Below are 15,250 nucleotides of genomic sequence, written 5' to 3'. Positions count from 1 at the left end.
GGCTAATGAGATATGAGAATGTAATTAATCATAAAGAATTTGCAACATGTGTTACTAAGATAAATAAATGGTATTTAAGAAAATCAAAAATGTTAACTATAATAAGCACTCCATATAATAGTTCAATTATTTATTCTAGCATAATAAATGAACTATTAAGAAATGGTGGAAAAGTATTATATATATGGGGAAAAAATAAATCAAATATTAATTTGATAAACAACATAAAATTAACAAACAAGAATGTCACATATTCTTATTTAGAAAAGGGAGTAGAAGATGTACAAATAATATTTACTAGCTTTAAAAATGCAATAAATATAAGAGGATATTATGACTTGTGCATAATTGATGATATTAGTAGTTTTTCTTATGTAGGAAAAGAAGAATTATTAGAGCTTATAGAAGCTATGTATTTATATAGCAAAAGGATAATATTATACTCAATAGAAAAAGTTGTAACATTAGGGGAACGTATAGAAGTTTCAGAATTACAATCCAATAGACCGTTTGTAGAGCCAAGAATAATATCAACTAGAATTAAATTAGATGAGGATATTCCGTATAGTCTTTATGATTATTTAAAATGGTTTAGAGATAATAAAAAGACTGTATTAATATTAGCACCAACAGAAGAAAAATCAAAAAGTATTTATAGTTACTATTCAGAAAAATTAAATATTTCTGGAACCAAGGTAGTAAGATTAAATAGGGATTCATGCACTAAAGATATAGATGGATTATTAAAGATAAAGGATAAATCATTATTTATTGTGAGTAACTATGTGGAAAACTATATTGAATACATTACTGATATGAGTATAGTAATATTATTTGCAGATGATATTTCTTATTCTTATAAAAAGATGATTTTTATGTGTGCGGAGGTTGGAAAAGGAAATAAAGTCTCTGGAGAAGTACTGATGGTATCAAAAGACATATCTGAAAATATGGATAAGGTAAAAGGTATGGCTAGAGATTTTAACAAAAAAGTATGGGAAAAGGGATTATTAAAATAATTAAATTAGTTATTAATCAATTATTAGACATTATTTATCCTCCTGATGATAAGTGTATATCTTGCTTAGAGGGAGATAATATAGGAATATGCAATAGATGCAAAGGAAAAATACAAAGAGTTAAATGTAATGGTGAAATAAAATCATACGCATTTTACGGAAAAACTATCAGAAGTTTGATTTTATCCTTTAAGTATGAAAAAAACTTTTTAGCAGGACGCATACTTGGAGAGTATTTATGTGAGCTAATAAATGAAAATAATATTAAAGCAGATTTAGTAATGTACGTACCATTAAGTAAAAAGTCCTTTAAAAAGAGAGGATTTAATCAATGTGAATTTATGGGTAAAATAATAGCAGAAAGATATAATATGAAATGTTATAACGGGATAATTAAAATAAAAGATACAAAGGAACAAAAAACATTATCAAAAGAAGAGCGATCGGAAAATGTAAAAGGGGTATTTTCTGTTAAAGATGAAAAATATTTGATAGGAAAATCAATAATATTAATAGATGATGTGGTTACAACTGGATATACAGTTAAAGAGTGTAAAAGTATGTTAGAAAAGATTGAAGGTTGTACAATAAATGTATTGACAGTTGCAAAAAGTGAGATATAATATTTATATAAAGCTAGGTCTGTGGATGAAAGTCGATGCCAGTCGCAGGCGAAACGATCCACGTAAGTTAGGCAAAGATTCTAATGATCACGGTGCGGTATAGATGTTAGTCCTACCAACTTAGGTTGAGAGTGTGAGTAGTGAGAGGTTAAGTCCGGGTAGCAAAAGCTCCAGTAGGCGAGTGTGGGGTCAAAATCCAGGTCAGCTAGCTTTATAAGAAGACTATTAACGTAAGTTAATAGTCTTCTTGCTTTTTAAGAAAAAAGATAGAAGAAATTACAAATAATATTCAGAAAATTAAATTAATAATATTGATTTAATCGTTTTCTAATAGTATAATATAAGTAAGGAATAGATATATATTTGAAATCTTCTAAGCTAGGCTTAGAACTTAAAGAGAGGGGATGACCTTATTATGAAAGTCACAGTAATAGCAAAAAATATTGATTTAACACCAGCGATAAAAGAAATGGTAGAAAAAAAGATTTCAAAAATTAGCAGATACTTCTCACCTGAAATTGAAGCTAAGGCTACACTATCAGTACAAAAGAACAGACAAAAAGTAGAGGTAACAATACCTTTTAATGGAGTTATATTACGAGCTGAAGAACATACTGATGATATGTATAAATCTATTGACTTAGTGGAACAAAAGCTAGAAAGACAAATAAGAAAGCAAAGAACTAAACTATCAAGAAGAAATAATGAATCATTAAGATTCCATGGTTTAGATGAAGTTGCTATTGAACAAGATAAAAATGATGGAAAGCTTGTTAAGGTAAAAAGATTTGGCATAAAGCCAATGTCATCAGATGAAGCAGTTTTACAAATGGAATTATTAGGACATAATTTCTTTGTATATCAAGATTCAGATGAAAATAAATTATGTGTTATGTATAAAAGAAAAGATGGAGATTATGGTTTGTTAGAACCTGAATATATATAAAGTTTATAAGTATAAATAAAAAATGAAGTGTTTATGCACTTCATTTTTTATTAAGAATGTTATTTATGTTATTTTCTTGAACTTATAAGGGTGAAAATGGTATAATTTATACAAAGAAAGAAATGGTTTCTTAAAGGTATAAAATTTACGCAAAATAAGATACGATTGGAAGGATAAGAAATATGGGATTCTTAGAAAAAATATTTGGGACGTATAGTGAGAAAGAAGTAAAAAGATTACAAAAAACGGCAGATAAAGTTGAAGCATTAGAAGCAGATATGCAAAAGCTTTCTGATGATGAACTAAGAGGAAAAACGGAAGAGTTTAAAAAGAGAATATCAGAAGGTGAATCATTAGATCACATATTACCAGAAGCTTTTGCTGTATGTAGAGAAGCTTCCAAAAGAGTTCTTGGAATGAGACATTACAGAGTTCAATTAATTGGTGGAATGGTATTACATCAAGGAAGAATAGCTGAAATGAAAACAGGGGAAGGTAAAACATTAGTTGCAACACTTCCTTTATATTTAAATGCTCTTACTGGTAAAGGGGTTCATTTAATTACTGTTAATGATTACCTTGCAAAAAGAGACCAAGAAGAAATGGGAAGATTATATAGTTTCTTAGGATTAACATCAGGTTGTATAGTTCATGGATTAACTCCTGATGAAAGAAGAGCAGCTTATGGCTCAGACATTACTTATGGAACTAATAATGAATTTGGTTTTGATTATTTAAGAGATAACATGGTTATTTATAAAGAGGAAAGAGTACAAAGAGAATTAAACTTTGCTGTAGTTGATGAAGTTGACTCAATCCTTATAGATGAAGCTAGAACTCCACTTATAATTTCAGGAGCTGGAGAAAAATCAACTAAGTTCTACAATGTTGCAGATAACTTTGTAAAACAGCTGTTAGCAGAAAGAGATTTCACTATAGATGAAAAAGCTAATGCAGTTATGCTAACAGAAGATGGGATAGCTAGAGCAGAAAGAGCATTTGGAATAGATAACTATGCAGATGCTGAACATTTAGAATTACAACATTATATAACACAAGCTTTAAAAGCAAACTACACTATGAAATTAGATAAAGACTACATGGTAAAAGATGATCAAGTTATTATAGTTGATGAATTTACAGGTAGACTTATGGAAGGTAGAAGATATTCAGATGGTCTTCACCAAGCAATTGAAGCTAAAGAAGGAGTTAAGATTGAAAGAGAATCTAAAACTTTAGCAACAATAACATTCCAAAATTATTTCAGAATGTATGAAAAGTTATCAGGAATGACAGGAACAGCATTAACAGAAGAAAATGAATTTAGAGAAATTTATTCTTTAGACGTTATAGTTGTGCCTACACATAGACCAGTAGCAAGAATAGATAATACTGATTTAATTTATAAAAATGCAAAAGGTAAGTACAATGCTATTGTTGAAGAAATAATAGAAGCTAATAAAAAGGGTCAACCAGTTTTAGTTGGTACTGTAAGTATTGAAAAGTCAGAATATATTTCAAGCTTATTAAAGAAAAGAGGGGTTAAGCATCAAGTGCTTAATGCTAAATACCATGAACAAGAAGCAGAGATAATTACTCATGCTGGTGAATTTGGAATGGTTACTATAGCTACAAATATGGCTGGTAGAGGTACGGATATAAAGCTAGGTGAAGGTGTTAGAGAAGCTGGCGGACTTAAAATTATTGGTACTGAAAGACATGAATCAAGAAGAATAGATAATCAGTTAAGAGGTAGAGCAGGACGTCAAGGTGATCCAGGAGCATCAACATTCTTCATATCATTAGAAGATGATTTAATGAGAATATTTGGATCAGAAAAGATTCAAGGGCTTATGGAAAAACTAGGATTAGAAGATGATGAAGCTATTGATCATAAAATGGTAAGTAGAGCTTTAGAAAATGCTCAAAAGAAAGTTGAAGGTAACAACTTTGATATAAGAAAGAACCTTATCGGATATGATGATGTTATGAATATGCAAAGAGAAGTTATTTATAGACAAAGAGCAGAAGTTCTAGAAGGTAAAAACCTTAAAGAACAAATTGAATCTATGATAATAGAAGTAGTTTCAGATGCAGTTAAAGCTCATTTAGATGGAATTGAAGATAATTATGAAGAAGAAATAAAGAAGATGATTCAATATCTTGAAGACTTATGTTTACCTCATGGAAGATTTACAGTTGAAGATTTAATTGATTTATCTAACGAGGAAATGATAGAAAAGATATCTAATTTATTATTAGAAGTATATAGAGGTAAAGAATTAGAGTTTGGTGAAGAACAATTTAGAGAAGTTGAAAGAGTTATTTTATTAAGAGTTGTTGACCAAAAATGGATGGCTCATATAGATAACATGGATCATTTAAAGCAAGGAATTGGATTAAGAGCATACAAGCAAATAGATCCTACTCAAGCATACCAAATGGAAGGTAGTACAATGTTTGAGGAAATGATTGAAGGGATAAAAATTGAAACCGTTAAATTCTTATTCCATCTTAAAGCTGAAAGACCAGTTGAAAGAGAAAGAGTTGCAGAAGAAACTGGAGCTAGCCATGGTGGCGGTGAAGGAACAGATGCTAAAAAGCAACCTGTAAGAAAAGAAGAAACTGCTGGAAGAAACGACTTATGTAGTTGTGGAAGCGGTAAAAAGTATAAGAACTGCTGCGGTAGGGAAGTATAATAAAAAAGTGCCTTAGGGCACTTTTTTCACTACAAAGAATATTTTTAATTAATATAGTTAGGATGTGAATAAATGTTAATTCAATTAGAAAATGAGCTATCAAAGCTTAGTGCAATTAAAAATAACATAGAAGAAATGGGGGCTTCTCTTTGACAAGGGAGCACTAGAAAAGCAAGTAGCTGAATTAGATTTGCAAATGCAAGAAAAAGGCTTTTGGGATGATATAAAAAGAGCTGAGGAAGTAACTAAGGAAAGTAAAAGGATAAAAGATAAAATAGAAAGATATGATTCACTTATTAGAAGAGTAGATGATGTGGAAGTTTTAGCAGAAATCATGGAAGAAGATGATAATGAATCTGCAGAAGAAATAATAAATGAAATAAAATCTATTGAAAAAGAAGTAGATGAATATAAGATAGAGATATTACTTTCTGGAGAATATGATAGAAATGATGTTATTTTAACGTTACATGCAGGTGTAGGTGGTTCAGATGCAAATGATTGGACTGATATGCTTTTAAGAATGTACACAAGATGGTGTGAAAAAAAAGGCTTTAAGGTTGACGTACTAGATTTAATACAAGGTGATGAAGCTGGAATTAAAAGTGTCACATTAAAGGTAAAGGGTGAATTTGCATATGGTTATCTTAAGGCAGAAAAGGGAGTACATAGACTAGTTAGAATATCACCATTTAATGCAAATGGTAAAAGGCAAACATCTTTTGCTTCATTAGAAGTTTTACCTGAATTAACTAAGGATCAAGATATAGAAATAAAGGCTGATGACTTAAGAATTGACACATATAGAGCAAGTGGAGCTGGTGGTCAGCATGTTAATAAAACTGAATCAGCTATAAGAATTACTCATATTCCAACTGGAATAGTAGTTCAATGTCAAAATGAAAGAAGTCAATTTTCAAACAAGGATTCAGCTATGAATATGTTAAAATCTAAGCTTATAGAGCTGAAGGATAGAGCTCATAAGGAAAAAATAGAAGATTTAACAGGTGAGTTAAAAGATATGGGGTGGGGTAGCCAGATAAGGTCATATGTTTTCCATCCATATAATATGGTTAAAGATCATAGAACTGGTGAAGAAACTGCAAACTTAAATTCTGTAATGAATGGGGAAATAGATAATTTTATAAGTGCATTTTTAAAGCAAAGTTAAGTTATGATTAATTAAAGTGAACTATAGAGTTAAATTAATACTAGTATATTATAGAAGCATCTAGACGAATATTAATGTATCTAAAGCGTAGATACATTAATATTTCTAGGTGCTTTTCTTTAAATTATAAAATTAGATATTAGTCTATTTATTAAAGATTATTTTTCTTATTTCTACTAATAAATCCTACAAGTAGTAAGATTACTAATAAAGAAGAAAAAGTAATCATAGAATATTTACTATATAAGAAATTAGACATCTTGCTATAAGAGGAATCGAATATTTTTTCCTCAACTACATTATATACGCTTTCAATAGCATCTAAGTCTATTACATCAACTTTATCATTAGGGGTATGAATTCTACTCATATCACTATGACAAAAGCTTAATGAATCAATTCCTAAATTATTAAAGCTTGCATGATCACTAGAATCTTGATACGTTACTTCAAATGGAACATTATTTTTAGTACATATTTCTTGAATAGATTTTAATAAATCTGAATCTTTATCTTTAAAGTTTGCGCCTTGCATAAATGTTATTGGAAAGTCCTTAGCACCAATCATATCGAAGTTAATTACTTCAGCACCTTTTAAAATTTCTAAGTTACCTTCTGCAAATGCCTTAGAGCCTAATAAACCAAATTCTTCAGCATTTAAAGCAACAAAAATAATATCTCTATTAGGTTTAGCATAAGTTGATAGGCTTCTTTGTAATTCTAAAAGAAAAGAAGTTCCAGAAGCATTATCTAAAGCACCCCAATATATATTTCCTAGACCATCACTTCCAAGGTGATCGTAATGAGCTGTTAAAACAAGTGGAGGAAGGTCTTTTGATTTACCTTCTATAACACCAACAACATTTGATATGCTTTTTTCTTCAGTTGAAAATGGAATATGAATAGCAACTTCCAACCCGTTTCTAATAGAATCTAAAATAGCATTATAAGTATTAGTAGTAATCATTATAACCATATCATAAGGGCAGTTGCTCATAAAAGAACTCCTAAAGGAAAAATCATCTTTGTCAGATACGTAAAATAAGCATGTTCCTTCAGGTGTAGTTACGTCTATGGATCTAGTATAAATATTAATAGTATTTTCTTTAGAAAAAGTAATAGAATTAATTTTAAAGTTAAGCATATCTTCTTTAAAATCTTTGCCATAGGTTAATTCTTTAGCAATATCACCATTTTCATAAAATTTTATATAAGGTGCGGTGTTAGTTTTAACAGGGCATGTTGTAGTAAAGTCTTCCTTATATGATTCGTTTAATGGAGAAAGCTTAGAATCTTCAAAAGATTTTCTAATAGCTTCACTAACTAGAGTGTTTTCATTACTACCAGGTAAACGACCATTATAAGTTTGCGATGATAAAACAGTAATACTTTCCTTTACCTTTTCAGGGTTAAAGGATGAATATGTAATATTAAAATAGCTAGATAAGCATAATAATAAAATACATGAAATTAATGTAAAATAGTAAAGAAATTTTTTCTTCATAAAAATACCTCAAATAATAGTTTTAATTAATACTATTACTTGAGATATAGAATTATGAGAAATAATCTAAAATATGTTTAATTAAGTTAAGCTTTTTTATAAACTAAATCAATTAACCCAAAGATTAATGAAAATAAAATACATATATAAATAAATATATTTAATTCGCTATTAATTATGGCAAAAATTCCACCTATTAATGAGGATAATAGGATAGAAATACTAATAAATTTTGAAAATCCTGAATTAGTAGTAAAAAGCTCCCGTGTAGAAGATAATATAATTAAAACTAAAGATAAGAAATAACAAATACTTTTAAGAGTATCTGATATTTGAATAATAGAATATTGGCTTAAAGCTAATAAAACTATAAAAAATATAAGTAAAATGCTAGTTATTTTATTGATAACAAAAATAAATTTATCCATACAATCACCTATCTGTAAAATATTTACAAATAGATTATACTTCTTTATAGACATAATATCAATAATGTTCATTAGTGTTAAATAGATTCAATTTTAATATATTTTACAGCATTAGAGAAAATAAAAATTATGTAGAATATATTTCATTGTATTACTTGTAAATAATATTATAATTATAGTATCATTATGTAAAATTTGACGAGAGTTTTAGGAGGAATAAATGGTTAATATTGAACAACGTTTAGAAGAAGAATTAGGCTTAAAGCTTAGTCAAGTAAACAATGTTATTGCATTACTTGACGAAGGGAATACAGTTCCTTTTATATCTAGATATAGAAAAGAACAAACAGGTGCATTAACTGATGAGGTTTTAAGAAAGTTTCAAGAAAGATTAACTTATCTTAGAAATTTAAAAGATAGAAAATTAGATGTTTTAAGATTAATAGATGAACAAGGAAAATTAACTAAGGAAATAAATTTATCTTTAGAAAAGGCAACTACGTTAACAGAGGTTGAAGATATATATAGACCTTATAAGCAAAAGAAAAGAACAAGGGCAACAATAGCCTTAGAAAAAGGGTTAAAGCCATTAGCAGATATTATTTGTAGTGGAAATTTTAAAGGTGATATAACATTAGAAGCTAAAGGATTTATAAATGATGAAAAAGGAGTAGCTGATGAAAAAGATGCTATTTCAGGAGCATTAGATATTATAGCAGAAATGATTTCTGATGAGGCTAAATATAGAAAATGGATAAGAGCATTAGTATTAAGAGAAGGAAAGATAGAATCTAAAGGAAAGGGTGAGGATACTCCATATGAAATGTACTATGAGTATAGTGAAGATGTATCTAAGATACCACCGCATAGAATACTTGCTATAAATAGAGGAGAAAAGGAAAAAGTACTTTCTGTAAAAATAATAGCAAATGAAGAAAAGATAATAAGTTATTTAGAAAATAATTTATTAAAAAATAATAGTATTACTGATGAATATTTAAGATTAGCAATAAAAGATTCTTTAAAAAGACTTATATATCCTTCAATAGAAAGAGAAGTTAGAAGTGAATTAACAGATATAGGGGAAGAAGGAGCGATAAAGGTATTTAAAGAGAATCTTAAGGCTCTATTAATGCAACCACCTATAAAAGGAAAGGTTGTTATGGGTTATGATCCAGGGTTTAGAACAGGATGTAAAATAGCTATACTAGATGATACAGGAAAGTTTTTAGAAAATGTTACAGTATATCCAACAGTCCCTAAGCGTGATATAGCTGGAACAAAAAAGATATTAAAAGAGTTAATAAATAAACATAAGGTAGATGTAATATCATTAGGAAATGGGACTGCATCAAGAGAATCAGAAGAAGTAATATCAGAGATGATATCAGAAATAAAAGCTGAAACAGGAAGAGAAGTTGCATATGTAATAGTTTCTGAAGCAGGAGCTTCTGTATATTCAGCATCAGAGCTTGGAACAAAGGAATATCCAGACTTAGATGTTACTGTAAGAGGAGCTATTTCAATAGGAAGAAGACTTCAAGATCCAATGGCAGAGCTAGTTAAAATTGATCCTAAGGCAATAGGTGTAGGTCAATATCAGCATGATGTAACTCAAAAAAGGTTAGAAGAATCATTAGTAGGAGTAGTCGAAGATTCAGTAAATAAAGTGGGAGTAGACTTAAATACTGCGACACCAGCATTACTAAATCATATTGCAGGTATAAATCAAAGCATAGCAAATAATATTGTAGCATATAGAGAAGAAGCTGGAACATTTAAGACAAGAAAGGAATTACTTAAGGTTAAGAGACTAGGGCAAAAGGCCTATGAGCAATGTGCTGGATTCTTAAGAGTTCCAGAAAGTAAAGAAGAGTTAGATAATACATCAGTGCATCCAGAGTCATATGATGTAGCAAAAAAATTAATTGAAATATTAAATTATACAAAAGCAGATTTAAAAAATAAGAACCTTAAAGATATAGAAGAAAGAGTAAAAGAAAAAGGTTTAAATAATTTGGTTAAAGAATTAGAAGTTGGAGAACATACACTTAAGGATATAATTAAGGAATTACAAAAACCAGGAAGAGATCCAAGAGAAGAAATGCCTAAGCCTATTTTAAAAACTGGAGTTATAGATTTAAAAGATTTAAGTTCAGGGATGATATTAATGGGAACAGTTAGAAATGTATCGGATTTTGGTGCTTTTGTTGATATTGGAGTGCATCAAGATGGGCTAGTTCATAAAAGTCAAATGGCTAACAGATTTGTAAAGCATCCACTAGATATTGTCAAAGTAGGAGACATAGTTAAAGTTAAAATAATGGAAGTGGATGCAAAAAGAAATAGAATATCATTATCTATGAAAGATATTCAAGAATAATTTTAAAAAAGCTTGTACAAATCATATTTATAACATATAATGGGACTATAATTTAATATATCTTCAGGGCGGGGCGAGATTCCCCACCGGCGGTAAAGCCCGCGAGCTAGAAATAGTATGATTCGGTTAAATTCCGAAGCCGACAGTATAGTCTGGATGAAAGAAGGTAGTAGTTTAATGGTTTATTATATGCTATAGGTATAGAATAAATCTGTTTAAGTGAATTTTAGCTCTGATGTAATTGTGTTGCATCAGAGTTTTTTTATTTCCTAACTATTACCCTAGAAGATAAATTTTAGGAGGGATAGTGTATGAACACAAGTAACAAAAATTTAAACAAATTTGTAAAGATATCGCTTTTAGGAGCTATATCAGTAGTACTAATGTATTTTGATTTTCCTATTACGCCATTTCCATGGTTAAAAATTGATTTAAGTGATATTCCAGCACTTATGGGAGCTTTTGCATTTGGTCCTATGACTGGAATAGTAGTAGAATTAATTAAAAATATTTTAATATTGTTAGTTAAGGGAACACAATCAGGATTTGTTGGAGAATTAGCAAACTTTATAGTAGGAATATCATTAGTAGTACCAGCATCATGGATATATCATAGAAATAAAAGTAGAAAATCTGCTTTATTAGGAATGGGATTAGGTATATTAAGCATAGAGGTAATAGGAATATTAGCAAATGTTTATTTATTACTACCAGCTTACGGAATGCAAATGGAAAAGGCAGAACTTTTAAATTATGTAGCAGTTGGATTAATTCCTTTTAATGGAGTAAAGGCAGTACTAGTATGTTTAATAACATATATACTATATAAAAAAGTTTCTAAGGCAATTTTTAAAGTTGACTCAAACTTTGAAAATAAAAAAGATAAGATTAAAATAGCGTAAAAAAAACTAGCCATACTATTGTGTGGCTAGTTTTTTTGCATAAGAATAGCATCTTCTTTATTATCAGAATAATAAGCTTTTCTTAATCCTATTTTTTTAAAACCAAAAGATTGATATAAATTTTGTGCAGCTATATTTGAGCTTCTAACTTCTAAATTTATAACATAGCAATTATTTTCATTACAAACTTCTAGTAGTTTTTCTACTAAATTAGATGCAATTTTATTTCGTCTATATTCAGGAAGTACAGCAATGTTTGTAATATCACCTTCACCAACTATTATCCATATTCCTATAAATCCTACAACGGTGTTAGTTGATAAGTCTCTCGCGACTATATACTTAGCTATAGGATTATTAAGTTCTGATTCGTAAGATGATCTCAGCCAAGATGTAAATGAACATTTGGTACTAACATCAAATATTCCATCTATATCATTTGTTGTTAACAAATTATAAGCTATTTTCATTTTTTAATGCCAACCTTTTTTCAAGTTCTCTTTCTGCTTGAGGTTTCTTTAAGTATAAAGGAGAAGAATTAGCATCATCAGAAATACCTTCAGAAAGTAAAGTTAATCCTAGTTCTCCAAGGGAAGAGGCTCTTACTATACTTAAATGGTTAGGCGCAAAATACGAATTAGGTAAGTTTTTCTTTAAGTAATCCTTATACTTAGTCAAACCATCCCCAGTAAAGATAACATTTTCACCTTTTTCTTTTAATAATTCTACTAACTCAGATAATTCTAAAGCAGAATAATCACTAATAGGAGTTAGCTTACCATCTATATTTTTATAAAGACAAGTATAAACACTATCTCTTAAGGCATCCATTATAGGGCAGATAATACCTTGGAAGTTAATTAATGAATATGCAAGAGCATCTAAGCTTGAAACACTTACATAAGGCTTATTAGATCCAAAGCTAAGACCTTTAACTGTAGCCATACCTATTCTAAGTCCTGTAAATGAACCAGGTCCTTTAGAAACTACAAATCCATCAATATCATCAATATCTAAATTATTATCTTTTAATAAGTTTTGAACCATATCCATAACTAAAACAGAATGTTCTCGCTTGTTATTAATTGTATATTCACTAAGTAGGCAATCATCTCTTAAAATTGCAGCAGTAGCAACTTGAGACGATGAATCAATACTTAAAACTATCATATGCTTAACTCCTTTATATAACTATATTTATCTCCATAAGGAGTAATAGTGATTTTTCTAAAGTTTTCACCTTTTTCTAAATCTTTTTCTATAAGTATGTGTAAATATTCAGAAGGAAGTATTTCTTCTATATAATTAGCCCATTCTATAATTGAAACACCATTTGAAAATATGTAGTCATCAAATCCAATTGCATATATTTCATCAGGATCGCTAACGCGATAAACATCAAAATGATATAGTTTAAGTCTTCCAGAATCATATTCATTAACAATTGTAAATGTTGGACTTGTTATATGTTCATGTATATCTAAACCTTGAGCAATTCCTTTAGTTATGTGAGTTTTCCCAGTTCCTAAATCACCTGTTAAGCAAATAATATCTCCAGGATTTAATAGTTTTCCTAGTTTTAAACCTAGAGATGTTGTACTTTCAACACTATTAACAGTAAAATGCATAAAGTATCTCCTTTCTTATATAAATCGTATATGTATATATTCTATCCAAATTTGACTAAAAAGAAAAGAATAAGATAAAAAACATTATTAATTTTGCAAAAAAGTAGTTGATTTTATCCTTAACATAATATATAATAAATATTGTTCAAAGGGGTATGGCTCAACGGTAGAGTAGTGGTCTCCAAAACCATTGGTTGTGGGTTCAAATCCTACTGCCCCTGCCAAAAAGACTAGCAATAAAATGCTAGTCTTTTTTTTATAATAATTTTCTTGCTGTAAAAAAATTATAAATTTGAGTGATTTTGACTTTTTGTTTTACATATGGAGGATGAATGATCATATCATTACCTATATATATAGCAACGTGCTTTCCGTTAAAAGTGAAAATTAAATCACCAGGAAGAAGTTGATCTTTATTTACTTGAATACCTACGTTTAAAAGGCTTTTTATATCTATAGGTAATTTTACTCCTACAGCTTTTTTATATACGTATTGAATAAACCCAGTCTGGTCAAAGGAGTTTGGACCATTATCTCCAAATTTGTAAGGTGTTCCTAAGAGTTTTTTTGCTTCATCAACGATTTTTTTTCTATTTAGGTTGACGTTATTATAATATGAGTTCATAAGCTTTACCTCTTTTGTGTTATATAGATATTATATGAGGATAAAGGACATAAGTTGAAATAATATTGAATAATATAAAAATAAGCATAGAAGATATTATAAATCTTCTACACTTATTTTAATTTTTTATTAAGCTAAGTTTAATTCATTACTAAGTTCATCCATAAGGTCTTGAACAGAAACTAATTTGTTTACTTTACAAGCATTGGAGCCACAGAAAATTAATCCATTATCAAGATTTCCTTTAACAGCATTCATTAATGCTTCACTAATGCAATAAGGTGTTGAAGCTGGATTACAAGGGATTAAGCAATCATAACATTTTGAAACTTTTAAATTACCTTCTTTAGTAGAATCAACAAATTTATTTGCTATAGCTCTTCCAGGCATACCAACAGGACTTTTTACAATAGAAATATCATCATTACTACAATTTACATATGCTTCTTTAAACTTATCATCGGCATCACATTCATGTGTACCTACAAAACGTGTTCCCATTTGCACACCGCTAGCTCCAAGTTTTAGATATTTGGCAATGTCATATCCGTTAAAAACTCCACCTGCTACAATCACAGGAATAGACTTATTATATTTTTCTTCAAAAGTTTTAACTACTTCTATTATTTCTTTTATATTGGTATCAAAGTTTTCAATTTCTTCATTAAGAGATTCCTTTGCAAATCCAAGATGACCTCCAGCTTTAGGACCCTCTATTATAACTGCATCAGCAGTAACAGAATTATGTCTATCCCAAACTCCTAAGATTACTTTAGTTGCTTTAACAGAAGATACAATTGGAGCAATTTTTACGTTGCTTCCTTTTGTGTATTTAGGCAGCTTAGTTGGTAAACCAGCACCAGATATAATTAAATCTACACCACCTTGGATAGCAGCCTCAACATGCTCTTTGTATTTATTCATAGCAACCATAAGATTGATTCCTATTATACCGTTATTTGATTTTTCTTTTGCAATTTTTATATGTTTTTTAATAGCTCTTAAGTTAGCTTCTAGTGTATTTGTATTGAAATCAGGTTCTTTAAATCCGGTTTGTGCACCAGAGATAACACCAATTCCACCTGCTTTAGCAACAGCTCCAGCTAAGTTAGATAAAGATACTCCGATTCCCATACCCCCTTGTATTATAGGTAGCTTAGCTATTAAATCTCCGATAACTAATGGTTTTATATTCATAAAAATAACATCCTTTCAAAGAAATATTTTGATTATAAAATACTTTTATTATCAAAGTATTTTATAATCATTATAGCAAATTTTGAATATTTAACAATATTAAATAGAAAAATATTAAATAAGTT

Annotated in this window: 14 protein-coding genes, 1 tRNA gene and 1 riboswitch; of the genes, 8 read left to right on the top strand and 7 right to left on the bottom strand. The window is 29.1% G+C overall.

Translation table 11 applies throughout. The features are described 5' to 3' along the window. Positions 1 to 5 precede the first annotated feature (5 nt). From ACRDBA_RS01680 to prfB, 5 genes are all read left to right on the top strand, one after another. Positions 6 to 1,019, top strand: coding sequence for a hypothetical protein (locus ACRDBA_RS01680; protein WP_438571209.1), 1,014 nt, complete (start codon positions 6 to 8; stop codon positions 1,017 to 1,019). Then, positions 995 to 1,642 (top strand): ComF family protein, encoded by a 648-nt coding sequence (locus tag ACRDBA_RS01675; RefSeq protein WP_438571208.1) that lies wholly within the window; start codon positions 995 to 997, stop codon positions 1,640 to 1,642. Before ACRDBA_RS01680 ends, ACRDBA_RS01675 begins: the two co-directional genes overlap by 25 nt. 415 nt (positions 1,643 to 2,057) lie before the next feature. Then, the gene (hpf, locus tag ACRDBA_RS01670) at positions 2,058 to 2,588 is read left to right on the top strand and encodes a ribosome hibernation-promoting factor, HPF/YfiA family (RefSeq protein WP_438571207.1); all 531 of its coding nucleotides are present in this window, start codon (positions 2,058 to 2,060) and stop codon (positions 2,586 to 2,588) included. A 182-nt stretch (positions 2,589 to 2,770) separates the two neighbouring features. Continuing rightward, positions 2,771 to 5,287 (top strand): preprotein translocase subunit SecA, encoded by a 2,517-nt coding sequence (gene secA, locus ACRDBA_RS01665; protein ID WP_438571206.1) that lies wholly within the window; start codon positions 2,771 to 2,773, stop codon positions 5,285 to 5,287. Between the two features lie 72 nt (positions 5,288 to 5,359). After that, positions 5,360 to 6,458 (top strand): peptide chain release factor 2 gene (gene prfB, locus ACRDBA_RS01660; protein ID WP_438571205.1). Its coding sequence is split into 2 segments (ribosomal slippage): positions 5,360 to 5,437 and positions 5,439 to 6,458, totalling 1,098 coding nucleotides; the frame shifts between segments, so codons are not numbered across the junction. Between the two features lie 151 nt (positions 6,459 to 6,609). On the opposite strand, the gene ACRDBA_RS01655 is transcribed toward prfB, so the two are convergent. Together ACRDBA_RS01655 and ACRDBA_RS01650 are read right to left on the bottom strand one after the other, a co-directional pair. Beyond that, positions 6,610 to 7,962 (bottom strand): M28 family metallopeptidase, encoded by a 1,353-nt coding sequence (locus ACRDBA_RS01655; RefSeq protein WP_438571204.1) that lies wholly within the window; start codon positions 7,960 to 7,962, stop codon positions 6,610 to 6,612. A gap of 86 nt (positions 7,963 to 8,048) precedes the next feature. Further along, a complete protein-coding gene (locus ACRDBA_RS01650) occupies positions 8,049 to 8,390 on the bottom strand; it encodes a hypothetical protein (RefSeq protein ID WP_438571203.1) in 342 nt (113 codons plus the stop codon). A 220-nt stretch (positions 8,391 to 8,610) separates the two neighbouring features. Between ACRDBA_RS01650 and ACRDBA_RS01645 the strand changes: the two genes are divergently transcribed. Further along, positions 8,611 to 10,773: a Tex family protein gene (locus tag ACRDBA_RS01645; RefSeq protein WP_438571202.1), complete on the top strand. Its 2,163-nt coding sequence runs from the start codon at positions 8,611 to 8,613 to the stop codon at positions 10,771 to 10,773. A gap of 55 nt (positions 10,774 to 10,828) precedes the next feature. After that, positions 10,829 to 10,945, top strand: a riboswitch (FMN riboswitch). A 139-nt stretch (positions 10,946 to 11,084) separates the two neighbouring features. Beyond that, positions 11,085 to 11,675 (top strand): ECF transporter S component, encoded by a 591-nt coding sequence (locus tag ACRDBA_RS01640; protein WP_438571201.1) that lies wholly within the window; start codon positions 11,085 to 11,087, stop codon positions 11,673 to 11,675. Between the two features lie 26 nt (positions 11,676 to 11,701). On the opposite strand, the gene rimI is transcribed toward ACRDBA_RS01640, so the two are convergent. From rimI to tsaE, 3 genes are read right to left on the bottom strand one after another with little or no spacing between them, the layout of a single operon-like run. Further along, the gene (gene rimI, locus ACRDBA_RS01635) at positions 11,702 to 12,145 is read right to left on the bottom strand and encodes a ribosomal protein S18-alanine N-acetyltransferase (RefSeq protein WP_438571200.1); all 444 of its coding nucleotides are present in this window, start codon (positions 12,143 to 12,145) and stop codon (positions 11,702 to 11,704) included. Then, on the bottom strand, positions 12,129 to 12,845 hold the full coding sequence (gene tsaB, locus ACRDBA_RS01630; RefSeq protein WP_438571199.1) for a tRNA (adenosine(37)-N6)-threonylcarbamoyltransferase complex dimerization subunit type 1 TsaB: 717 nt from the start codon (positions 12,843 to 12,845) through the stop codon (positions 12,129 to 12,131). The genes rimI and tsaB overlap by 17 nt, the downstream gene beginning before the upstream one ends. Then, the gene (gene tsaE, locus ACRDBA_RS01625; RefSeq protein ID WP_438571198.1) at positions 12,842 to 13,303 is read right to left on the bottom strand and encodes a tRNA (adenosine(37)-N6)-threonylcarbamoyltransferase complex ATPase subunit type 1 TsaE; all 462 of its coding nucleotides are present in this window, start codon (positions 13,301 to 13,303) and stop codon (positions 12,842 to 12,844) included. The genes tsaB and tsaE overlap by 4 nt, the downstream gene beginning before the upstream one ends. 149 nt (positions 13,304 to 13,452) lie before the next feature. Here tsaE and ACRDBA_RS01620 point away from each other — a divergent pair. Further along, a tRNA-Trp gene (locus tag ACRDBA_RS01620) sits at positions 13,453 to 13,527 on the top strand. Between the two features lie 32 nt (positions 13,528 to 13,559). Here the strand turns inward: ACRDBA_RS01620 and ACRDBA_RS01615 are convergent. Together ACRDBA_RS01615 and ACRDBA_RS01610 are read right to left on the bottom strand one after the other, a co-directional pair. Then, positions 13,560 to 13,928: a C40 family peptidase gene (locus ACRDBA_RS01615; RefSeq protein WP_438571197.1), complete on the bottom strand. Its 369-nt coding sequence runs from the start codon at positions 13,926 to 13,928 to the stop codon at positions 13,560 to 13,562. Positions 13,929 to 14,057: 129 nt separating this feature from the next. Continuing rightward, positions 14,058 to 15,125, bottom strand: coding sequence for an NAD(P)H-dependent flavin oxidoreductase (locus tag ACRDBA_RS01610; RefSeq protein WP_438571196.1), 1,068 nt, complete (start codon positions 15,123 to 15,125; stop codon positions 14,058 to 14,060). Between the last annotated feature and the right edge of the window lie 125 nt (positions 15,126 to 15,250).

The organism is Clostridium sp., assembly GCF_051654825.1.
Lineage (GTDB): Bacteria > Bacillota > Clostridia > Clostridiales > Clostridiaceae > Clostridium.
Note: the sequence above shows the minus strand (reverse complement) of the source record. Positions and strands in the feature narration are given on the sequence as shown.

Coding starts and splice junctions, on each gene's coding strand:
- ACRDBA_RS01680 (WP_438571209.1), top strand. CDS start 6: ATGAGATATGAGAATGTAATTAATCATAAAGAATTTGCAACATGTGTT.
- ACRDBA_RS01675 (WP_438571208.1), top strand. CDS start 995: ATGGGAAAAGGGATTATTAAAATAATTAAATTAGTTATTAATCAATTA.
- hpf (WP_438571207.1), top strand. CDS start 2,058: ATGAAAGTCACAGTAATAGCAAAAAATATTGATTTAACACCAGCGATA.
- secA (WP_438571206.1), top strand. CDS start 2,771: ATGGGATTCTTAGAAAAAATATTTGGGACGTATAGTGAGAAAGAAGTA.
- ACRDBA_RS01655 (WP_438571204.1), bottom strand. CDS start 7,962: ATGAAGAAAAAATTTCTTTACTATTTTACATTAATTTCATGTATTTTA.
- ACRDBA_RS01650 (WP_438571203.1), bottom strand. CDS start 8,390: ATGGATAAATTTATTTTTGTTATCAATAAAATAACTAGCATTTTACTT.
- ACRDBA_RS01645 (WP_438571202.1), top strand. CDS start 8,611: ATGGTTAATATTGAACAACGTTTAGAAGAAGAATTAGGCTTAAAGCTT.
- ACRDBA_RS01640 (WP_438571201.1), top strand. CDS start 11,085: ATGAACACAAGTAACAAAAATTTAAACAAATTTGTAAAGATATCGCTT.
- rimI (WP_438571200.1), bottom strand. CDS start 12,145: ATGAAAATAGCTTATAATTTGTTAACAACAAATGATATAGATGGAATA.
- tsaB (WP_438571199.1), bottom strand. CDS start 12,845: ATGATAGTTTTAAGTATTGATTCATCGTCTCAAGTTGCTACTGCTGCA.
- tsaE (WP_438571198.1), bottom strand. CDS start 13,303: ATGCATTTTACTGTTAATAGTGTTGAAAGTACAACATCTCTAGGTTTA.
- ACRDBA_RS01615 (WP_438571197.1), bottom strand. CDS start 13,928: ATGAACTCATATTATAATAACGTCAACCTAAATAGAAAAAAAATCGTT.
- ACRDBA_RS01610 (WP_438571196.1), bottom strand. CDS start 15,125: ATGAATATAAAACCATTAGTTATCGGAGATTTAATAGCTAAGCTACCT.